The organism is Bacteroidota bacterium (assembly GCA_008933805.1).
GTDB lineage: Bacteria > Bacteroidota > Bacteroidia > UBA8524 > UBA8524 > SB11.
This window is the reverse complement of sequence record WBUH01000001.1, coordinates 166,665-187,900: the sequence shown is the minus strand read 5'-3', so window position 1 is coordinate 187,900 and position 21,236 is coordinate 166,665. Positions and strand designations below refer to the sequence as shown.

At 42.9% G+C, this 21,236-nt stretch carries 26 protein-coding genes; 17 read left to right on the top strand and 9 right to left on the bottom strand.

Features of this window, described 5'->3' with window-relative positions; translation table 11 throughout:
* The 3 genes from F9K23_00960 to F9K23_00950 form a co-directional block, all read right to left on the bottom strand.
* Nucleotides 1-2,370 carry a TonB-dependent receptor gene (locus F9K23_00960; GenBank protein ID KAB2918738.1) on the bottom strand — a complete coding sequence of 790 codons (2,370 nt, stop codon included), beginning with the start codon at nucleotides 2,368-2,370 and terminating at the stop codon, nucleotides 1-3.
* 52 nt (nucleotides 2,371-2,422) lie between these two features.
* Nucleotides 2,423-3,031, bottom strand: coding sequence for a winged helix-turn-helix transcriptional regulator (locus F9K23_00955; GenBank protein KAB2918737.1), 609 nt, complete (start codon nucleotides 3,029-3,031; stop codon nucleotides 2,423-2,425).
* Nucleotides 3,032-3,099: 68 nt separating this feature from the next.
* Entirely contained in the window at nucleotides 3,100-3,681 is a 582-nt protein-coding gene (locus F9K23_00950; GenBank protein ID KAB2918736.1) for a protogloblin ApPgb, read from the bottom strand.
* A 138-nt stretch (nucleotides 3,682-3,819) separates the two neighbouring features.
* Between F9K23_00950 and F9K23_00945 the strand changes: the two genes are divergently transcribed.
* Nucleotides 3,820-4,164, top strand: a complete 345-nt coding sequence (locus F9K23_00945) for a hypothetical protein (protein KAB2918735.1) — start codon at nucleotides 3,820-3,822, stop codon at nucleotides 4,162-4,164.
* A 7-nt stretch (nucleotides 4,165-4,171) separates the two neighbouring features.
* Here the strand turns inward: F9K23_00945 and F9K23_00940 are convergent, their stop codons facing one another.
* From F9K23_00940 to F9K23_00925, 4 genes are all read right to left on the bottom strand, one after another.
* Nucleotides 4,172-4,720, bottom strand: coding sequence for an RNA 2'-phosphotransferase (locus tag F9K23_00940; GenBank protein ID KAB2918734.1), 549 nt, complete (start codon nucleotides 4,718-4,720; stop codon nucleotides 4,172-4,174).
* Between the two features lie 13 nt (nucleotides 4,721-4,733).
* The gene (locus F9K23_00935) at nucleotides 4,734-5,408 is read right to left on the bottom strand and encodes a DUF4918 family protein (GenBank protein KAB2918733.1); all 675 of its coding nucleotides are present in this window, start codon (nucleotides 5,406-5,408) and stop codon (nucleotides 4,734-4,736) included.
* 16 nt (nucleotides 5,409-5,424) lie between these two features.
* The gene (locus F9K23_00930; protein ID KAB2918732.1) at nucleotides 5,425-7,731 is read right to left on the bottom strand and encodes a hypothetical protein; all 2,307 of its coding nucleotides are present in this window, start codon (nucleotides 7,729-7,731) and stop codon (nucleotides 5,425-5,427) included.
* 237 nt (nucleotides 7,732-7,968) lie between these two features.
* Entirely contained in the window at nucleotides 7,969-8,349 is a 381-nt protein-coding gene (locus F9K23_00925) for a RidA family protein (GenBank protein ID KAB2918731.1), read from the bottom strand.
* A gap of 41 nt (nucleotides 8,350-8,390) precedes the next feature.
* Here F9K23_00925 and F9K23_00920 point away from each other — a divergent pair, with 41 nt between their 5' ends.
* The 3 genes from F9K23_00920 (at nucleotide 8,391) to F9K23_00910 (ending at nucleotide 10,601) form a co-directional block, all read left to right on the top strand.
* Nucleotides 8,391-9,050, top strand: a complete 660-nt coding sequence (locus F9K23_00920; GenBank protein ID KAB2918730.1) for a 3-hydroxyacyl-CoA dehydrogenase — start codon at nucleotides 8,391-8,393, stop codon at nucleotides 9,048-9,050.
* Nucleotide 9,051: 1 nt separating this feature from the next.
* Nucleotides 9,052-9,621, top strand: coding sequence for a hypothetical protein (locus F9K23_00915; protein KAB2918729.1), 570 nt, complete (start codon nucleotides 9,052-9,054; stop codon nucleotides 9,619-9,621).
* 569 nt (nucleotides 9,622-10,190) lie between these two features.
* Nucleotides 10,191-10,601, top strand: coding sequence for a hypothetical protein (locus F9K23_00910; protein ID KAB2918728.1), 411 nt, complete (start codon nucleotides 10,191-10,193; stop codon nucleotides 10,599-10,601).
* Here F9K23_00910 and F9K23_00905 read toward each other — a convergent pair.
* Nucleotides 10,598-11,296: a helix-turn-helix transcriptional regulator gene (locus F9K23_00905; GenBank protein KAB2918727.1), complete on the bottom strand. Its 699-nt coding sequence runs from the start codon at nucleotides 11,294-11,296 to the stop codon at nucleotides 10,598-10,600. The genes F9K23_00910 and F9K23_00905 overlap by 4 nt on opposite strands.
* A 73-nt stretch (nucleotides 11,297-11,369) precedes the next feature.
* Between F9K23_00905 and F9K23_00900 the strand changes: the two genes are divergently transcribed.
* Genes F9K23_00900 through F9K23_00880 form a run of 5 tightly spaced genes read left to right on the top strand, consistent with a single transcriptional unit; the run spans nucleotide 11,370 to nucleotide 13,156 of the window.
* Entirely contained in the window at nucleotides 11,370-11,573 is a 204-nt protein-coding gene (locus tag F9K23_00900; GenBank protein KAB2918726.1) for a hypothetical protein, read from the top strand.
* 23 nt (nucleotides 11,574-11,596) lie between these two features.
* Nucleotides 11,597-11,869, top strand: coding sequence for a hypothetical protein (locus tag F9K23_00895; protein ID KAB2918725.1), 273 nt, complete (start codon nucleotides 11,597-11,599; stop codon nucleotides 11,867-11,869).
* Between the two features lie 19 nt (nucleotides 11,870-11,888).
* Nucleotides 11,889-12,320, top strand: a complete 432-nt coding sequence (locus tag F9K23_00890) for a hypothetical protein (GenBank protein KAB2918724.1) — start codon at nucleotides 11,889-11,891, stop codon at nucleotides 12,318-12,320.
* Nucleotides 12,321-12,340: 20 nt separating this feature from the next.
* Nucleotides 12,341-12,688, top strand: coding sequence for a hypothetical protein (locus tag F9K23_00885; protein KAB2918723.1), 348 nt, complete (start codon nucleotides 12,341-12,343; stop codon nucleotides 12,686-12,688).
* 15 nt (nucleotides 12,689-12,703) lie between these two features.
* Nucleotides 12,704-13,156 carry a hypothetical protein gene (locus F9K23_00880; GenBank protein ID KAB2918722.1) on the top strand — a complete coding sequence of 151 codons (453 nt, stop codon included), beginning with the start codon at nucleotides 12,704-12,706 and terminating at the stop codon, nucleotides 13,154-13,156.
* A gap of 71 nt (nucleotides 13,157-13,227) precedes the next feature.
* On the opposite strand, the gene F9K23_00875 is transcribed toward F9K23_00880, so the two are convergent.
* Complete coding sequence (locus F9K23_00875) at nucleotides 13,228-13,578, bottom strand: hypothetical protein (GenBank protein ID KAB2918721.1); 351 nt, start codon at nucleotides 13,576-13,578, stop codon at nucleotides 13,228-13,230.
* A gap of 36 nt (nucleotides 13,579-13,614) precedes the next feature.
* On the opposite strand from F9K23_00875, the gene F9K23_00870 reads away from it, so the two are divergent.
* The 8 genes from F9K23_00870 to F9K23_00835 all read left to right on the top strand — a co-directional run bounded on the left by F9K23_00870 (nucleotide 13,615) and on the right by F9K23_00835 (nucleotide 21,233).
* A complete protein-coding gene (locus tag F9K23_00870) occupies nucleotides 13,615-15,690 on the top strand; it encodes a hypothetical protein (GenBank protein ID KAB2918720.1) in 2,076 nt (691 codons plus the stop codon).
* Nucleotides 15,691-15,702: 12 nt separating this feature from the next.
* Nucleotides 15,703-16,602, top strand: a complete 900-nt coding sequence (locus F9K23_00865; protein KAB2918719.1) for an ATP-binding protein — start codon at nucleotides 15,703-15,705, stop codon at nucleotides 16,600-16,602.
* Nucleotides 16,599-17,246, top strand: a complete 648-nt coding sequence (locus F9K23_00860; GenBank protein KAB2918718.1) for an ATP-dependent serine protease — start codon at nucleotides 16,599-16,601, stop codon at nucleotides 17,244-17,246. Before F9K23_00865 ends, F9K23_00860 begins: the two co-directional genes overlap by 4 nt.
* 15 nt (nucleotides 17,247-17,261) lie before the next feature.
* Nucleotides 17,262-17,891 carry a hypothetical protein gene (locus tag F9K23_00855; GenBank protein ID KAB2918717.1) on the top strand — a complete coding sequence of 210 codons (630 nt, stop codon included), beginning with the start codon at nucleotides 17,262-17,264 and terminating at the stop codon, nucleotides 17,889-17,891.
* Nucleotides 17,884-18,249 (top strand): hypothetical protein, encoded by a 366-nt coding sequence (locus tag F9K23_00850; GenBank protein ID KAB2918716.1) that lies wholly within the window; start codon nucleotides 17,884-17,886, stop codon nucleotides 18,247-18,249. Before F9K23_00855 ends, F9K23_00850 begins: the two co-directional genes overlap by 8 nt.
* A 199-nt stretch (nucleotides 18,250-18,448) precedes the next feature.
* Nucleotides 18,449-19,117, top strand: a complete 669-nt coding sequence (locus F9K23_00845) for a DUF3164 family protein (protein KAB2918715.1) — start codon at nucleotides 18,449-18,451, stop codon at nucleotides 19,115-19,117.
* 161 nt (nucleotides 19,118-19,278) lie between these two features.
* Nucleotides 19,279-19,761: a hypothetical protein gene (locus F9K23_00840; GenBank protein KAB2918714.1), complete on the top strand. Its 483-nt coding sequence runs from the start codon at nucleotides 19,279-19,281 to the stop codon at nucleotides 19,759-19,761.
* Between the two features lie 227 nt (nucleotides 19,762-19,988).
* Nucleotides 19,989-21,233 (top strand): RNA-directed DNA polymerase, encoded by a 1,245-nt coding sequence (locus F9K23_00835; GenBank protein KAB2918713.1) that lies wholly within the window; start codon nucleotides 19,989-19,991, stop codon nucleotides 21,231-21,233.
* The last annotated feature ends 3 nt before the right edge of the window (nucleotides 21,234-21,236 follow it).

Sequence of the window (21,236 nt, the reverse complement as noted above, 5' to 3'; positions counted from 1 at the left end):
TTACTTATCCAAAACGGGCACAGTAACGGTAATTACAAAGTTACGGCCGGGTTCTGGTAAATTAAGGTATCGCCAGCGGCTCAGGTGGTTAAGGTATCGTGCATCACCAAGGTTTTGCACCAATGCTGACACACTTAGCCGTTTTTTCTTTTTATACACTACATCAAAACCCGCCCCCATGTTTACCAAGCTATAAGAAGGCGTATTCAACTCATTCCTATCGGTGCGGTTTTGGGCAAAAGTGTAATTATAGCCTACCCGCACAAACACATTTTCAAAACGCTTTAATACGTTGTCAAACTCCCATTCAATTTCAGGTTTAATTGACGGTGGCGGGGTAAAGGGCAGAGGCAATTCTTCTTTTACATTATAAGTATATACCATGTCGGCAGTTACAGAAAGATGCAGGGTTTTTACAGGATGAAACTCTATCGTCACCTCGCCGCCTGTATAAATTGCCTCGGTTTGAGTAAAGCGGTACACCTGTCCACCTTCAGGCAACGTCGAAAACTCAGCCGTGGGTCGCAAGTAAATGTAATTGCTGAAATAGTTAAAAAACGGAGTAACACTAATTAAGAACTTTTCCTTCTCAACAGAAATCCCCAAATCGGTTTGGTAGCCGGCTTCGGGCATCAGGCTTGAATCACCCATTTCATGACGGAAACTCCCATGGTGCACCCCATTCACGCTCAACTCTTGCGGAGTAGGCATCCGGAATGATTTACCAAAATTGAATTTAAAACTCCAATGTTTATTTGGGTTGTACGCAGCACCTACACTTCCGCTCCAACTGTAAAAATTCCGGTTCACGTTTGGTGTACGTTGTGCATAACCGATAATGGTATCGGCGTTTTGCCAAACGGGCTGCAAATGCCTCTTAATATCCACCCGACCATAATCAAACCTTAACCCTCCATTAAGAACCAACGCTTTATTCACCCGCCACTTTTCAATAGCAAAACCGCCAATGCTGAAATTAGTAAAATTAGGTAACAGAAACTCATACCCTTCAAAACGGTTTTGCTGGTAACTGGTGTTAATACCGTACACGCCGTCAAACCTTTTTAAGGTAGTTGCATGGTAACGAAGGTTGGCGGTATAGGTTTGTAATTTCAACCTATGGGCAAGACTCCCCTTCACCGCAGGCCCTACCCCGTGGTTGTGCGGATTAGAGTTTTCATCGCGTTGGTTGTATTGGTAGCCCAAGTCTGCTTCAAGCCACGAACGACCTAAGCGGATATTACTGTTTGATATTACCTTAAAATGGTTGATTTGCTGATTGGGCAACGCAATATTACGGCTGTTACCATCCGAGGTTAGCTGATACGATCGGGGAATACCCAATGCACCGCTAAACACCCCAATTTGCTGGTGATAGTTACTCACCGTAAGGTGGCTATACCCCCAATTACGGTTGATGCCCAACATCATGGCGACGTGCCGCTCGGTGCCTGCCGTGTTTTTTAAGGTATTGTTATAAATGGGCAAACGGTAACGATTGTAAGTAAAGCTGTCGGCGGGTACTTTGTAATCTCCGTAACCCAACGCCGTCACCCTTGCTCTATATACCAACCCTTTGTGGTTTCCTTGCGCATACCCTGATATTCCGTAGGTTTGGTTAACACTTTTGTAGTTGGTAAGAAGTCCTGCGCTATGTTTTCCTTCCAGCGGGCTAACCGGATGTTTTAAATGGATCACCCCGCCGATGGCATCCGACCCGTAAATTAATGAGGCGGGCCCTTTTAAAATCTCAATTTGGTCGATACTAAACTGGTCAATCTCTAAACCGTGGTCGGCACCCCATTGCTGGCCTTCTTGCTTCACCCCGTTATCGGCCACAGCCACGCGGTTAAATGCCATCCCTCTTATTACAGGTTTTGCCACCCCAACTCCCATGTTTATACTGTTGATACCGGGCAAATTATCCAACGAGTTCATCAGCGTTGTACCCATGTTTTTTTGCAGGTAGCCTTCATCAACCGTAATCAAATCAACACTGCTTTCCTTTTTTGAGAGTTTAAGAGCATTGCTCTCCACCACCACCTCGTTCACCTCTAAACTGCTGGGCACTAATTGAAAACGATAAGACGGCAAAAGGCTGTCTCCCACCTCAATATCCTCTTCAATGGTTTTGTAGCCCACTAAGCGCACGTGCAAATGGTAGCGTCCGCGTTTAACATTTTTTATAGCGAAGTTTCCGTTGGTATCAGTACTTACCCCTTGCAAGGTTTCGTGCAGATATACCGAAACCCCGAAAGCAGGAGCCCCTGTTTCATCTACAACTTTACCATTTACTGAATACGTTTGAGCCGTTGCAGCCCAGCCGATCAGGGCAAAAAGAAAAGCCAGAATATTTTTTGTTGTTGCCAATCTGAACTATAAGACGGCAAAAATACCTTAAATGCAATAATGTTGCAAAAATTTATCTTGCTATAAGTTCATGTTCGGGACAATCTACCCGCAAAGCCTCCACGGGCAAGGGCTTATGCAAAAGATTGCAATACGCACCATCCTTACTTTTGGTGTAAAACCTGCAGGTATAACACATTCGCTGGTGTGTAATAATGCCGCTTTTAGTTAACGTATGGATTAACGTAAGTAGGGCTTCATAAAAAACTTCTTTTTGCCTAACAGTTAATTTCTCTAAAGGTGCTTGCAAGCTGTCGGCAAAATGCGAGGTAGTGCGCGCCAATTCCTCCCCTTTTGGTGTAAGGTAAAGTGAGTAACTCCGTGAATCGGCTAAATCATCGGCCTTCATAACCAAGCCCTTTTGAAGCAGTATTTTAACTGCATCGCTGATAGTGGCTTTGGTAAGATTAAATTCTTGCGCCAAATAACTCACCTTTCGTTGTTTTTCAGGGTGGAAAGCCAAAAAAATAAGCAACTGCATCTGTATGGGGGTTAATCCGTGTCCCTTTGCTTCATTCCAAAGCAACACCCTGATGGCCTCAGCAACACGCTCCAACGAAACTGCAATTTTGCTTTCAACGGATTTATGAGGCTCGCCGGGATTAAATATTGAAGGTTCCATACAAAAAGTGCGGGGTATTAGCCCCGCACACAAAGTTAGCAATCCTAACATTTAGGTACAAAAAAAAATTAAAACTCGCCGTCCCTAACGTAAGGATAGCACCACAAAATCACTGTGAGGGTAATTGCCTTAAACCATGCCGCAGCCATTTGCTGAACCTCAACCTCGCTGTGCCCCTTTGCAGCCAAAAACGGACGGATGGTAACCGAAATGGGGAAAATAAAGGCTACCATGTACCTGAAATGGATGATTGGTGCAGCACTTGCCCCATCTGTTTTGTTTTTCTTTGAACTGTGATGGCGCAATGCAATTTCGTGCTGATAATTAAGCCATTGTTGGTCGTAAGGACGATTGCACACATCGTCAATCCATTTACCGAAACGGGTACGCACTTTTGCCAAATAATCGGCATTGGGGTTACCGTTCTGTGAAAAGTAAGCCAGTAAATGCGGGTTAGCTCCAACAAATCCGTACCAAACATCCAAAATTGCATCGGTTTGGTCTTGCAGTATCTCTCCTGCTTTTTTTAGTTGGACAACGTCCTCATCGGTAAACAAAACTGTCTTTTTTAATAGCGCTAAGTCGTGTAAGTCAACGGGTGAATCGGGCACCATACCATAGGTGTAGCCGTGAATGTTGTTGTTTTGCATATTCTGTATTTGATGTATGCTGCAAATATAGTTAGTTATCCTAACTATATAAAATAGAATTTACATTTATCGTTTAACTACCTATTACTGTCGAAGCCTAAAAATATCGTTGTGCGTTCTCGCGTTGAAATATGTACTATGAAACAATTTGCTGCTTTTTTAACGGGAACGTTGCTATTGATGCAATCCTGCCTGCCTGATTATGACAAAATGAACAGTTTAGACCTTGATTATAATTGGTATTGCACCATTTGGGGAGTGCCTGTGGTGTACGGAAGCATTGTAAACAAAGGAACGGCCGATGTATCGTCGGCTGAACTGACAATTAAAATAACGTTTCAGGACAATACCACCAGCACACAGCGAATAACGGTGAACGTGAATGTCCCTTCGGGTGAAAGGGTAGAGTTTAGGGAGCATTTCAGCAATCCGCGGGACGAACACCCGAAAAGTGTATCGGCAAGCATTACCGATGCTTGGTAACAGTTTACTAATCGTTTACACGGATATACTTCGCAGAGATGGCATCTGCCAGCCATGTATTATCGTTTCCGTGATAAAACTTGATACCATCGGCGGAGGCAGTGGTTGCATCCAACTGTAAGACCACCGGGGCTTTGTGCTTGCGCGAACCGACAATTTTGGCAAGCTGCACGGTATCTGAAAGGTGAACGTATTGGCGAGACATTGGCTTTATGCCCTCTTGCAGTATCAGTTGCGCCACCTCAGGAGAAGTACCATGATACAGCAAAGCCGGGGGTTGAACCGGCTCATAAGTTATTTGGGTATCTTGGGTAGAGTGGCCGTACAAGGCTCTTATGCGTCCGTCGGCAATCTCAAACCGCTGCTTGCCGGAATTGACATCCATTTGTTCTAAATCTTGCAAGGCAACTTTGTCCCACTTTGCATCCAACCGCGCTAATCCGGCAATTAACTCTTCAACCGTTACCCATCCCTCAGCAGAAAGGGTTAATCCCAGCTTCTCAGGACTATGGCGCAACGCCATCGATACGGTTTTGCTTAGATTTTTGTAATCCATAAACTCAATAATACTATATCTTATCAAATACCTCCAAATACCGCTCTATATATTCGTTCATTTGTTTGCGTTTGTATTGCACAATAAAACGCGGGTGCGGCAAGGGTATCACTTCTTTGAAAAAGCCAAACTCAGCATTCAGTTTCTGCAAATAGTTGTAGTTCTTGCCTTCGCCCCAGCAAATGGCTATGTCGGTGCGCAGGCCAAACCCTATTTGTGTTTGTACATTTTCGATGATGGGTTGGCGGGTTGCGGCTAACAATGCAGGGGTGTCGTAGTAATTAATATTTTTACCCTTAAAAGTAAGAGCCATCGGGTACAACGAGTTGATATAAAACTTGCTGTAAAAAGCCTCTGCCCCGCCAAACGCTTTAATCATTTGGTACACAAACACGCTGCTTATTTCTTGTTTTTTGGTAAAACTGTTGAGTATGCCGCAATCGGTCTCTAAACGGATGGGGTCAGTAAAAGGAATGCCCGTAACACCGGCCCCAAACCTACCCGGATTGATACCCAAAATAAATACGCGGGGAAGGTTATCGTTGTAGTATTTGGTGTAGAAAGTCTCAGTAACCCGCCACGTTTCAGCATCCGTAAAAGGCAGCATTACTACTATCCCTTCGGGCAAATCAGCGGGACGAAGTTGCCGATAAAATGAAAGGACTTTGCTGCTTAGGATATCGGGCATTAATGAATATTGAGTATTACAATTTTTTTTGTTCGTTCTCGATCTTCTTTCGAATAATTTCTTTCTCAGCTTTAATTGAGGAAGAATTTATATAAAGATGTTGAAACTTAGCCACAAAATACACTGAAAACAATCCAGTGGTAATAAAAAATACTATTCTAAAAAAAATAGAATCTTGATAAGTTTTATACATTATATCTATCGAATTAAACAAATGCTCATTGAGAAGACAAATAATCAAATAATTAATTATAAAATATAAAACAGAATAGACTATAAACTGCACCCAAAATCCGCGCTTTTTCCCCCTGAATTCAATCTCAACGACCTTCTCGACTTTTTCATTAGCAATATGATCGCGTAATGACTTTATTTGGTCTTCTTGTGTTTTGACCTTAGCCTGTAAATCATCTTTCTCTTGGTCAAAACCAATTTGATTTTGAACAACAGTTTGAATTTTTGCCTTCTTCGAGTCCTTTTGAATTTTTGTTACCGCTTTCCGAATTAGTTCCAACTCAACTAAAGCAGAATCCCTTTCTCTGCTAATTTTATTCTTTTCTTCGACTGTTTTAAAATTTTCAGCTGAAATAATTTCGACATTATTTTTTACAGTCTCTAATTCTTCTTGCTTCTGCTTTAGCATTATATTGAGTTCGTTTTCAAAAAACTCAGAAGGATTAAAACTTTCTTTTTGCGATTCTACTTGGTACTTTTCTAAAAATAGTTTCTCACTTATAAGGTTAAAGATTATTTGCTCATCGTCAATCCCCTCACTCCTTAAATAACTTGCAATTTTGATTAAATCATTAGACTTTCTTGTATCTTTATTGAAACCTCTTGTTGAAACTGCTTTTATAAATGCTTTTTTGTAATTATCAGTTTTAACAGGTAAAACTCTAATTAGTTTATTCAAAAGGTATGATGGCCGAAAGAAAATTGGATATTTCTTACCAACGTAATTCTTCGCCAAAAGGCTATCATACCCCAGCAAAATGCCGTCTAAAGTCAATCCAAAATATTTGGCATCGTTAAAAGTCTGAATTTCCTTTTTTATTATCTTCTCTCTATACCTAATAATTGTCTCTCTTAAAGTTATATCGTGTCGAAGCTGACTATCATTTCTATAAATTTCCCTATAGTTTGTTTTATTTTTTGCCGCATACTCTCGTCTATATTCATTCTTAGCCCCTATATAGCGAACATATTCTTGTATCCTTGTATCTAAATATTCTTCACCAATGCTTTCAACAATAGATTTTGTTTGACTAATCGTAATCCCTTTCCTTGGCAAGGTATAGTCGACTAAATCAATCACTTTAGATGGATGAATAGTGTCCTCTCTTTTCTCAAGTAAACTTGTATAATATTTTCTTGAAAACTCATCTAAATCCTCAGACTTGAGCAACGCACGAATAGCTGAATCCGTTAAATTCCCATCTAAATTAGAAAAATCATCTTTTTTATGCTTAAGTTCTTTCAATGTTAAATCAGTATATCTAAAAGAGATTTTGATATGTTTATTGTTAGCAAGGAATAACTTAAGAAGCTCTTTACAAGCATCATTTTCAACATTTATGTGCAAATCAAGAATTGAGTACAAGAAATTTGTGTCTAGATAAAGAATCCAATCAATAATCTCTTTATCAAAGTTATTATCAACAGCTTCTGGACTTAATCCTAATGAAGCAAAGGATATCGTTTTTTGCCCAATTTCGTCGATAAAATCAATTATTTCCCTCGAAGCATAGTCAGAAAAATGATCGACAATTATTTTAAAAGCAGTCTTTTGTTCATTTTTATTTAATTTTACTATTGCACTATCAAAAACTTGAGCAGAATAGATTATATCTCTATTTTGGTTATCACTAAAGTATTTTTGGGACTCTACGCTAAATTGGTAGAAACATTCGTACAAATATTCAAGATATACTTTCCAAAGTTGGCTTCTATCATCAACAGTTAACATAATATTTGAACATTTCTCATTTAAGAATGTCGAAAAATTTTCAAATCTTTTGTCATCAATAGTGTTAAACTGCCTATGCTCGTCTCTAATTTTCAGTATAACATCTTTAGATAGATATAATCCCTCCTTAACCGAAACAACAACCCCTTCATCCTCAAGATATTGAACAATTCTTTTAAGCTCAGCATCGTATAAATTTAATTCAAAAACTAAGTTTATATTATCAATTAACTCGCTGTAGGGAACTGGCTTTTCAAACTCATATAGAGAAGTGATTATGATAGACTTTATTGTTTCCTCTCTTGTATCTGATGCAGCTAAGTTAAGAGTATGCAACACTTTGTTAAAATCCTTCATATTTATTTTGCAATAGCTAATCAAATATAATATAAATTATTTAATATAATATTGATAGTCCTTAGATGAAACATTTCACACCTTGGAATGAAGTTGTTGTAAATAAAAAGCACCTTGCTGCTACAAAATTAGAACAGATTGAAACCTGTTGCTATCGAAATTACAAGGCGGAGAGGACTTAAGTCCTCTCCGCCTTGTAATTTAAACAGGGTGAGATTTCAATCTCACCGCAAACAATTACTTCACCGCTACCACGCTTATTTCAACGTTTGCATCTTTGGGCAGGCGGCTCACTTGTACGGTTTCGCGTGCAGGAAAATCTTTCTCAAAATAGGTAGCGTACACTTGGTTTATGCGGGCAAATTGCCCCATATCGGTAATAAATATGCTGGTTTTAACAATGTTACTATAATCCATTCCGGCAGCCTTTAGCACAGCCCCTACGTTTTTCATTACTTGGTGGGTTTCGGTCTCAATACTGTCTTGCTCCATATCGCCTGTGGTAACATCAATGGCAATCTGGCCGCTGCAGTACAGGGTATTGTCTACCAAAACAGCTTGGTTATAAGGGCCAATGGGTTGAGGTGCATCGGGGGTAATTATTATTTTCTTTTCCATCGTGTGGGTATTAGTTTTGTGTCCGTTTGAATTATTAGTACATGAAAATAGGTGTAACAGGACCGCAAAATAGGATAGACGAGTTAAAACTGAAAATTTCATCGGCGGCAACGTTGGTTGAAATCAAAGATACCGATTTATGGCAATTGCCCAATTTGGGTTTAACTGCTTTTATTGATGCAGGGTTTGACGATACCCCCGAACACCTGCACCACTACTTACACCTTGAATTCCCTGTTTTGATAAGTGCGGCCAAAACCCAACTTGCCCGCCAACTGGCAGGACAAACCTGTACCACACCCATTTTTGGGTTTAATGCGTTGCCCACCTTTATTAACCGTGCACTGCTGGAGGCTACCTGCTACAATGCAGACCAAAAACCTGTGCTTGAAGAACTTGCTGCCCAACTGGGCTGGCAATGCACTTGGGTGGACGACCGCGTGGGAATGGTAACCCCCCGCATTATTTTTATGATTATTAACGAGGCTTACTACACCGTGCAGGAAGGTACTGCCGGCAAAGCGGATATTGATACGGGTATGAAATTAGGCACCAACTACCCTTACGGGCCTTTTGAATGGGCAGGATTAGTAGGCACTAAAGACGTGTACGAATTGCTGAATGCAGTGTATGAAGACACCCGCGACGAACGCTATAAAATTTGCCCGCTATTAAAAACTGAATATTACAAAGCCCTGTAAGATGAATATTGAAAAACCTTACAAAAGCAGAGCAATCATTGAAGAAACCATGAGTGGTATAATGATTACCATTCCTGCCAAACGTAATTTTTTCATAGTATTCTTTGCGTTCTTAGGGCTTGCAACACAAATCATTGTAGGGTTTATTTTCAGTACACTAATGTTAAGATTTGCAAAAGAAGTCCCAGATACATTTTGGGTACTATTTTTAGGTGCTCTCGGGTATTCCATAATAACCTCCCTTTTATCGTTACTCTGGTATATTATGGGTAAAGAAGTGGTTACTATTGAAAGAGGGGTATTAACGTTAAAAAAAGTAGGAGCACCTTTTGCCAGAACTAAATCATACACTATTGCTGATACAGGAAATTTTAGAACGATAGAGACTGATAATAGCTTTTGGAGTCAAAATAAAACTGCACCATACCGAAAAGCTGGAGCAATTGTTTTTGATTACGGCATGAAATCTAAAAACTTTGGAATGGGCATTGACGAGCCGGAAGCAATTTATATTGTAAATTTTCTGAAAGAAAAGGAGCTAATTAAGGGGGGACAGACAAAAGGTATATAGAGTAAAGGAATAGAAAAAAGCCCAAAAAAGCCCGAAAATACAAGGGTTGCAACCAAAAAAAGCCCGAAAACACAGGACACACAAAACGTACTTTTGTTTAATTTACGTTGCACCGGTGTTTAATTACCACCCACCCAATACCCCAACAAGCAACAAAAGCCTTTAATTGCGCCTATACAGGCGTTTAAACGCCACTATTTTGCACGCTGTGCCTGTGTGTACCACAAACGCCCCGCAAGCCCATAAACCACCCCCGTTTGCACCTGTTTTTTACTGCCCGCCCGTTTGCGGGCTTTTTTTTGCCCCCAAACACACATTTTTAGTGTTAGGTGGACATTTAGGTGGACATTTAGGTGGACACATTTTGTATATTATAGTGCTTGAAAGTAGTGGGGTATGTGTTTTATTTTGCTGTATATGGCATAAAAACGGGCTTTACACCCCCTATAAATCAAAGCCAAAACAACCGTATTTTAATTTAATACGTTGATTTTTAGTGATTTGTGTGTTTACGGGTTGTAAAAACATTTTTGCCGCCTACTTTTGCTACTACTTTAATAGTTTTTTGCATGAAAAAAGCACTATACATTGCCTTTGTTTTATTCCTTGTTTTGGCAGGATGTAGTAAGGAAGATAATAGCCCTTCTAACAATAGCATGAATAAATTGTGTTTGCAGAGCGAGTATAAACTGTATGATAAAGATGGAAACACCTCGCAACACTCTGTTAGTTATATTTCTAATGGTAGAATAGATAGTGTTGTAAGTACTCAGTACTCAAGCCCAATTTATGTATCAAAAACAATTTACAGTTACAAAAATAATACTGAACGAACTGTAAGGGCTTATGGTAACGGTATATTATTAACTGATTTTTCTGCAACAGAATATCTAAACGAATACGGTTTGGTGATAAAAGTAGTAGCAGATAAAAACAAAGGCACTCAAGCAAGGTCTGAGTATAAATATAGTTGCAATTAACCTTCTGAGCGTATGCCTCCTAAAACGCGGGCTATATTGTAAACATCCGTATCAGGCTGTATAAGAATATCTTCAAAAACAGCATTATCACTGCGCAGTATCCAAGTGGATAAACTTACACCCTTGTGTATGCGTTTTATCAGCACACCATTCACCGTATCAAGCACATAAATACTACCCCATACAATAAAAGCATCTTTGCTTTGTTTTTTACAGGCCACCAAATCGCCCGAATTATAGGTGGGCATCATACTTTCGCCACGAACAGGTATTATAAAATCTGCCTTTTTAAACTCAGGGATGTAGTAATTATCTAAAACATCTTTATCCATCACAACAAAATCACCGGCACCCTTACCCGCAAAAGCCTCAATAGGCACTAAAGGTATGCCTTTTAGGTTGTGATATACAGCAGGCGGATCTGCTGCTACCGTTATTTCACTACTGGGGGTGTTATAACCCATCTGTTTATTTTCAGATGTTTCTAAAAACATCAACCCTTGCCCATCAATTAAAAATCTATAGGAAACCTTAAATCGTTCAGAAATTCTTTGTAGATATTCTATAGTTGGTTTTTGCCTTCCCGCTTCAATATGACCGTAATTCGCTGGTGTAGTATCAATAGCCTTAGCGAAATCAGTGGCGCTTAGATTAAGTGCTTTACGAACTTCTATTAGATTTTCTTTAATGCCCATTACATAAATTCTATAAAAAAGCTTGCTTATATAGAAATTCTATATTTATATTTGTTCTCACAACAGCAAAGATATGATAACAAATAAGAAAAAGAGAGGGTTTAAACACCTGACTTTATACCCGGCAGTGGGTGAAATAACGGGGTTTACCCCCGGCACCGTGAAACAGGTGCTAAACGGATACCGAGAAAATGACCTTATAACAAAAGTAGCCGAAGGATTTGAGCAGGGCTACGAGGTGGGCAAAGAAGAGATAATAAAAAAGATTAACCAGTAGCTAACCCGCAAACCCCAACTACCATGCCGTTTATAAAATTTGAAGAAACCCCTACCGGCCCTGCCGAACTGGCCCTTGCCGATGCCTTGCAGGATTTGTGCAGGGTAAGCGGTACTAAAGATTGCAGAAACCTTGCACCCACCGTGCGCATGCTGGCCGAAAAGCACCTGTGCAATATGGTAACAGGCTGCGGCGGCAGCCACATATACATACACCGCGAGTATGAGTTTGTGCCCGGCCAGCCAGCACACGAAAACAACCGCCGCTGGGCCATTATTGCCGATACCGAACTATAACACCTAATAGCATAACACCATGAACCACAACTACTACATATTTAGAAAAAACGACCTGCTGTTTCAAAAATTCCTGCGAAACATGCACTCCATACTTGTAAAAAAGGGCGAGGACATTTTCCCTTGTGATGTGAGAGAGGAGTGCGAAAAATACAATGTATTCAACAGGCTATCGTCCCTGTTTAAAGATGAGGCTGTAAATGAAATTTATACCGGATTAGGGGACTTTGAAATGCCTGAATGGGAAAGAGAGTATTACCAGCAAGATAACCTACCCCAAATTTCTGAAAAGAAAGTTAAAAAAGCGGCTACCGCACCAAAAGCGCTCAGAGAGGGCTGGCTTCCTGAATGGAAAAAATCTACAGGGCAGCAGCATTGCGACAGGGCGGGATGCCCCTGCTCAAAAAAACATGCCGAGATGAGTTACCGCAACAGCCTTAAAGTGTCATAAACCCCAAAAACAACACATATATGAATTACCAAAACATCAAAACGTTTGAAGATGCGCTGGCAGCTACCGGCGAAACCTTTAACCTGCCCGACGGCCTTAGTGCCGATACCATTGCTTATGAAAAGCTAAAAATAGTAGCAAAAGCCCTGAACGAAGGGTGGACACCCGACTGGACTAATAGCAAAGAGCGTAAATACACCGTAGTGCTGTACAACTACCAGCCCGGCGGCGTTGGTTTCGTTGATTCGGGCTGCGATTACTGGAATTCGGTTACGTATTGCGGCTCGCGCCTTTGCTACCCCTCTGCTGAAATTGCCATGTATGCCGGAAAGCAATTCCGTGACCTGTATAACCAATTTTTCAACTAAACCCCAAAAAACACCATGAAAAACGAAAATTTTAAAACCCTTGAGGGCGCATTTGCCCACCACGAGCTTGACCTGAACAACCTGCCCGAAGGTGCAAAAGCCATTAAAACCTTTGAGGATGCCTGCGCAAAATTGGGAGTTGACCCCACCGCCTTGCCCGAAGTGGCCTACCTGCCGCAGGAATTTCAAACCCCCGTTATTAACCACTACAAGGCAATGGTAATAACCAAAGCGCTGAACGACGGGTGGACACCCGACTATACCGATAGTGACCAGTGGAAGTACGAGCCCCGTTTTTGGATGGTAAAAGATGAGGCTGCCCCCGGCGGCGTTGGTTTCGTTGGTTCGGGCTGCGTTGGCTGGGATACGCATACGCATTGCGGCTCGCGCCTTTGCTTTGCCTCGGCAGAGCTGTGTATCTACGCCAGCATCCAGTTTGAGGACATATACAGCGGGATGTTGTTATAACAGCCCCACTCCCTGCACGGTGCGCTAAGGCGGGCTGTTCGATTCAGCCACAGGGTAGCAATTTTAATAAACTAAAAAGGAACTTTATATGGATACGTTTGATAAATACAATCAAGAAATAAAGACTGGCTTAACAGATAATCAGCAACGCCACCAAGAACCCTCTTGTAAGCCCATTTGCTGTCCTTATCCTCATTTGGTAAATGAAATTCATACACTTCCCAAATTACATCTAACTCGTCAGATGAAACAACATCGGAAGATTTTACGAAGCGTATTGCGGGGAAAGGCAATTTAAACAAAGTACAAACAGAAGCAATAAAACCTTGAACCACTGGGGTAGGAGTTGATTTTGATGCAGTAGTCCCCTCTTCATTGTAGTGAGAAATTACCACCCTACCAATAATAACATCAGCTTTCATACACAGCAAAAATAAAGCCCCCAAGATAGTGAAAAAATGAACGGCCCCTACGAAATATACGATAACGAATACGGAGTGCGGATAAGTTACCTGCTAACCGACGATGACCGCCGCCATACCCACAGCGTAGGGCTGTTTAGTTACGATGTTTACTTAAAAAGAGCCTATCGCAAAAAAGACTTTCGTTTAAAGCAGGGGCGCGGCTATGGCAATGAGGCGTTGGTACGGTTTAATGCACTAACCAACGAAGAGCAGCAGGTGCTGGTACAAAAGTGGGGCAGCCCAAAACAAACCGCCCACCCGCTACAGGCACATTATGAGCTTGACGGGGCCGCGCGTGCCCATTATGACCGCTATGTGTTTGATGACGGCCAGTTTATAAAAGAAGAGCAAAAGCTGCGCTATACGGTAAATGCCAGCGTGCTGAATGCCCTTGCAAAAGTGAAGGCCAAACGGCTTACCGAGCGCAAAAAGAAACACGGCAGCACCCGTATATGGGACACCCTGATAAAAGATGTGCACACCTTTAACGAGGTGTTACGCGAAAAATACGGCTATGTGCACAGCCTGCCCAACAGCGATAAACTGCGCCACAAACTGAACGACTACCTGAAAAACGGTTACGATACCCTTATACCCGGCTACCACAAAAACAGCAACGCCCAGCTTGCAACCCCCTTAATGATTGAACTGTGGACAAACATATATGCCGGGCAAAAGGGCAAAAAACCAAACTATACAGAGGTATGGGCCACATACAACCGCTTTTTGCAGGGACAACTGGACATTATAAACAATGCTACCAAAACCCCCTACGATTATAACCACCCCGATTTTAAGGTGGTGAGCGACAAAACGGTGTACCGCTACCAAACCATGTGGGAGGTAAATATAGGAGCCACCAGCAAACGCGAGGGTAACGACCAGGTGTTTAAGAAAATGGTGCCCCACCACCAGCGCTATCGCCCCATGTTTGCCGGAACGCTGATAAGTGTGGATGACAGGCAACCCAAGTTTGAGTATGCGCCCGGTAAACGTATATGGGCCTACATGGGTATAGATGTGGGCAGTACAGCATTTACCACTTGGGTGTTTGGCGCAAGCAAAAAGGGCATTATTACAGAGTTTTATAAAGAAATGTGCCGCGCCTACGAACGGTATGGCAAACACCTGCCCTACGAGATGGAAGGTGAACGAAGCCTAAACAGCAGCTTTGAAACCACATTTTTGCAAAACGGGGCCATGTTTCAGCGGGTACGTATTGAAGCCAACAACGCAAGGGGTAAAGTGATAGAGCGGTATTTCAGGGATTTTGCCCTGATGATGGAGCGGCAGGTGCCCGGCTTTAAAGCCCGACCTTTTGCCCGCACCGATGCCCACCGCCCCGGGCGCGAAAAGCAGATATACTACACCCAGCAAGAGATAGTGCAGATAGTGCTGCGTGCGATAAAGGACTGGAACAATATGCCCCACCCCAACCAAGAGCTTCACCCCGCAATGACAAGGTGGGATGTTTTCAATAAAAAACAGCACCCTGAGCTTGAAAAATACCCCACCAATTGGGCGGGCCTATTGCCCCACTTGGGCAAAGTGGTTGAAACCAGCATGGAGGCCGGGTATATAAGGCTACAGCACAAACAGCGCAAGGTAGGTTTTGACGGTAAGGTGGCCATAGGCACCGACCTGATAAACATCATGCGGCAGATAGAAGGCAAAAAAGTGCTGGTGCGCTGGCTGGACGATGCCAAAGGCAATGTGCTGAAAGCCCTTGTATATACCCCTGATAATAAGCTGGTATGCGAACTGATAAACGAAACTGCATACAACCACGGGGCATTAGAGCGCACGGCAGCGGATGACGAGGTATTGATAATAAACAGCGCCTACCAAAACACCGTAACTGCGTTTTATAAAACCGCCGCCAAGCGGATAGACAGTGTAACCATAATAGACAACGAACCGCTTACAGGCAGTTTTGATATACCCGAACTACAAACCTACCATTTTGAGGACACAGAGGCAGAGGAGTTGCCCCTCTTTGATGAAGAGGAGCAAATGGCCTTTGTGCCAGCCAACAACACACTTAAAACCGATTTCATAAGCAGATTTTAAAATACACCATCCATGAATATAGAATTTAAACAAACCGTAGTAAAAGCCCTTTTGGGGCAGCGCGATAAGTTTACGGGCAGCGATGCTGCTTTTGCCACACAGTGGGCACTTAGCAAAAGTATTTATAGTCGCATGAAAAACGGCGAAACTGAGCGCATACTTACCGATGCCGAGTGGCTTAGGCTTGCCCGCGAGTTGGGTATAACCGCCGGGCAAACCCGTTGGAAAATGGCAAAAACAAAGGTGTTTGAGGCGATACACAACGATGTGGTGTTTTGCCAGCAGCATAGCAAAAGCCTTGTGTTTGTGGATGATTGCGCGATAGGGAAAACATACACTGCAAAATACCTCGCCAAAACCCTCACCAATTGCTTTTACATGGACTGCTCGCAATCAAAAGGCAAAGTACAGTTTATACGCGCCCTTGCCAAAACAATAGGCTTAGATAGCAAAGGCAAGATATACGATGTAAAACAAAGCATAAAAGACTGGCTGAATTACCTGCCCAACCCTGTTGTGTTGCTGGATGAGTTTGGCGATGTAGAATATACTGCCTTTTTAGAGTTTAAAGAACTGTACAACGCTACCGAAGGCCGCTGCGGGTACTACCTGATGGGTGCCGAAGGCTTCCGCGCTAAAATACGCAGGGGTATTAATAACGAAAAGGTGGGTTTCAGGGAGATTTTCAGCAGGCTGGGCGACAAGTTTATGAGCATTGTGCCCATTGACCGCAACGACCGTTTGAAGTTTTACCAACAGCTGATAACCGATGTACTGAGCGTAAACATGGCCGACAAAACCAAGCTGAACGAGCTGGTAAAAACCTGCCTTGCCAGCGATGCAAATGGTGAGATTGGCGGCCTTCGCAGGGCTGAAACTTTGCTGCTTGCAAACACGGGAGGGCAGGCATGAGCACCAAAGAACGCATACCCCGCGCCCTTACCGCCAAAAACGTAATAGAGCAGGAGTTTGAACTTTTACCGCTCAAGGGGGCTTGGCACGATGCCTTTGGTGAGCCGGAGCGTACAGGTGTATGGCTGGCGTGGGGAAACAGCGGCAGCGGCAAGGGTAGTTTTATGATACAGCTTGCCAAAATGCTGAGCGAATATGGCGATGTATTTATTGATGATTTGGAAGAGGGGGGCAGGCACACCTTTAAGGTAAATGCGCTGCGGTACGGGCTAAGCAGTGCGCAGGGCAAAGTGCTGGTGCGCAAGGAAGATATGGCCACATTGGATGCACGATTAAGCAAGCCCCGCAGCCCTGAAATAGTGATAATAAACACCGTGCAGTATATGCACGTAAACACCAAGTGGTACAGGCAGTTTGCAGAAAAATACGCCCGTAAAAAGCTACTGGTATTTTTTAGCCAAGCCGACGGAAAACGGCCAAAGGGCACACTGGCAGACGATATAAAATACGATGCTGATTTGAAAATATGGGTAGAAGGCTTTAAGGCGTTCAGCAACGGGCGCACGTGGGGCGCAACAAAAGAATACACCATTTGGGAAGAGGGGGCGGCTGAGTATTGGGGCCAACAAGAAATTGAACAATAACCAAGTATAACACTAATGAAAACCCAAAACAACATTATCACCGCAGAACTATTTAACCTGCTATATCCCGTAGGCAGTTCTGTTTGGGCGCACGTCCACCCCGGTTTGCGCCAATGTAAAATACTAAGCCCTGCCGAACACATCAGCGAGCATGAGGTGGCGTTTAAAGCCAACTATGACCTTGTGCACAGCGCAATGGTAAGCCTCGCCTGGTTGGATGCTGCACACGTAGTAGATGACTTTAACGACCGGTTTACCGAGGGCTGTTGGCTGTACTGCGAAAAGAAAGGGGAAACCTACGCCCTGCAAGTGGAGCGCGGGGCCACATACAGCCAAAGTGGTAACTTTTTTATGGCAGGCGGAGAGCAGCACAGTATTGCGCGCGTAATGGGCCTTGTGAAGTGGATAATAGAGTTTAAAGATGAAGGGCAGGATTTTACCAAATGGTTTGTGAACGAAAACAATGTGGTAGTTGACAGTAAACCCCTGCACGCCAGCTTGTGGAGCGGGCATACTATTGATATGGAAAGACTTGCAAACGGATGGGTAGCCGGTAAGGATGCCGAGGGCAATGACTACAGCATACGCTACCCTGTGCGGAACCTAATACTATGCCCACACAGAATGGAGGTGCAACATGGGTAATAGTAAAGCTAAACAATACGGTGAAGACATACGCGGGCAAGTGCTGGCTATGCTGGGCATCACCGCAGAGGAGTATTTTGAGCTTGTTTTTGCCAGCGGTGTAGCCTACGCCGAGGCCAACAGCTTTTGCCACCTTATCGCCCAGCTAAAAACACACAGCGCACTTTATTGGGCATGGTGGGAAAACCAGTTTGCAATAGCGGATGACGTGTTTTTGCACAGCTACCAATATGCCGGTAAAAATGAGGGGCTGCTTCGGTTTTTGCGAACCGAATGGAAAAAGGCACACCTGCCCGAAAAGATAAAGGCTTTCCCACCTAACGAGGTACTTAAAACAAAGGAGGTTGAATATGCCTGACAAAATAGCACAACTACTTGCTGAAATAGCTGAACTGAAAGAACGCATGAAAAACTCAAGTTTAAGCCATGAGCAGCTTGCACAAATGCAAATTTGGCTGCGGGAAAAAGAGACGGATGCCGAAAGGTTAATAACCGCCGAAAATAGCCCAGCTAATAACAGTTAAACAACAATTAAAACCGATTTAAACAACAATAATATGAGCAACGTAACACTGGCCAATTTATCAGCTGAAGATAAGGCCGCACTTTTAAAAGAAATGGAGGCAGAGCAGCAGGCCGAAAAAGACAAGAAGCAGCAATACAAAGCTATTGTAGATAGCACTGTGGGAGATGTGTTTGATAAGCTGACGCAGGCCGCTAACCAGCTATCAGATGCCAAAACACTTGCGTACAATGAACTAAAAGCCCTGTTGGAAACTAAGCAGGAGGTGTATGATGTTAAGAACGGACAGAAAACACACACCTTCACCACCCAGGATGGCAGGTACCGCATAATCATTGGGGTGAAGATGCTAACACGCTGGGATGGTACTGAAAGTGCCGGGGTAGAGAAAGTGAAACAATACATCACCAGCTTGGCAAAGGATGAGAATAGTGCCAATTTAACTGAACTGGTAATGAACCTGCTGAACCCCGATAAAGCGGGCAACCTTAACCCCAACCGCGTAATGCAGCTTGTAAAACTAAAAGAAAAGATAAACAACCCCCTGTTTGCGGATGGTGTGGACATCATTATGGCCGCTTATGCGCCTGTAGAAAGCAAGCCTTTTATAGAAGCCTATGAGCGCGATGCAAGCGGCGAATACAAAAACGTGGAGTTGCGCTTTGCGCAATTGGCCATACCGCAGAAAGGAGTTTGTGAATAATGGACGCACAGATAATAGAACAACACATTTTAGGCACTTTGGACGATAGCGTGGCCGACCTTGAAACCACAGAGTATTTAGAACTTTTAAAGGGCTTACGGTATGAAATTAATAACCGTATAGAAATAACTGAAAACGAATTAAAACAATAACAAATAATTATGTGTACAAAAACAATAAAAGTTTTAGAAGCAAAGCAGGCTGATGTGCTTGCGGCTTACAGCAACGGCGATGATAAAACCCGTGCCGCCCTTGAGGCAATATACGGCAGGGAGCCGTTTAACCAAAAAATTACCGACTTGGTAAAAACCTTTGAAGATGCGCTGGCAATAACCGGTGAGGACTGGTGCCCGCCGCAAGGCATGACAAGTGACGAAATAGCCTATCGTAAGTTGAAAATAATAGCCAAAGCCCTTAATCAGGGATGGACACCTGACTGGACGGATAGCAACCAAATAAAATACACCGTGTGGCTAAAAGACTTCCGTCCCGGCGGCGTTGGTTTCGATGATTCGGGCTACGGTAGCTGGTTTACGGTTACGGGTTGCGGCTCGCGCCTTTGCTACAGGTCGAAAGAACTGGCACTGTATGCAGGAAAGCAATTTGAGGATTTGTATAAGGAGTTCTTTTTGATAGCAGGTTAAAACTTTGGGTTGTGTGCTGCATGAGTTGCGGCGCGGTGCTCGGTTTCCCGGCGGCGTTGGTTTCGATGATTCGAACTACGATAACTGGAATACGAATACGAATTGCAGCTCGCACCTATGCGAGATAAAGATATAAGCGGCACAAACCCTGCCAACACGGCAAAAAATAAACAAATGAGAAAAGGCTTTGGTAGCCGAGGCGAAAAAGACTTTTTGAAAGCAAAGGCATGAAAAAGATAGGCAACATATACGGTAATATTTGCACGCTCGATAACCTTCGTTTAGCTGATAAAAAGGCGCAACGAGGCAAAAGCAAACAATATGGGGTTGGCATTCATAAAAAGAATGCCGAGGCCAATTTGCTGAGCCTGCAACATCTTTTATTGTCTAAAACCTACAAAACATCACCGTACACTACTTTTATTGTAAACGAGGGCAAAGAGCGCGAGGTATTTAGGTTGCCTTATTTCCCCGACCGGATTTGCCACCACGCTATTATGAATGTGTTGGAGCCTATTTTCAAATCGGTATTTACAGCCGATACATATAGCTGCATCAGGGGCAAGGGCATACACAATGCTTTTTATACCATTCGCCGTGCCCTTACAGATGAACCCGGCACCCGGTATTGCCTAAAGCTGGATATTAAAAAATTCTATCCCAGCATCAACCACGATGTATTAAAGGCTTTGTTGAGGCACAAGTTTAAGGATAACGATTTGTTATACCTGTTGGATGAAATAATAGATAGCGCGCCCGGTTTGCCCATCGGAAATTACTTATCACAGTACCTTGCCAACTTCTACCTTTGCTATTTTGACCATTGGTTAAAGGAAAAAAAGGGCGTGAAATATTACTTTCGATACGCGGATGATATAGTAATACTTGCCGACAATAAACCCTACCTGCATACCCTACTGGCTGATATACGCCAATACCTTACCGAAAACCTGAAATTGGAAGTTAAAAGTAACTATCAGGTGTTCCCTGTTGCAAGCCGTAGCCTTGATTTTATCGGGTATAAGTTTTACCATACCCATACGCTGGTACGCAAAAGCATTAAGCAAAATTTTGCCCGCAAGCTGGCCAAAGGAGCCAACCCACAAACAATAGCATCCTATAACGGGTGGCTTACCCATGCAGATTGCATTAACCTATACAATGAACTTATGAGAAAGTTTAGTGACCTGAACATAATTATTGAAAATAAGAGTTTCACAGGCGAGAAAATCGCTATAAAGAAAATACTTAACAAAGAAATATCGGTAGTGGCCTATAAAATAGGAGGCTCAAAATACACAGACAAAGGCACGGGTAAATGCCTTCACCTTCAAATAACCCTCAATGGCGATAAGCGGGTGGTGTTTACAGGCTCATCAACCCTGATGCAGCAAATTGAGAAAGTGCCCGCCGACGCATTTCCTTTTACCACAAAAATTATTGAAAACGAAGACAGATACGAATTTACCTAATAA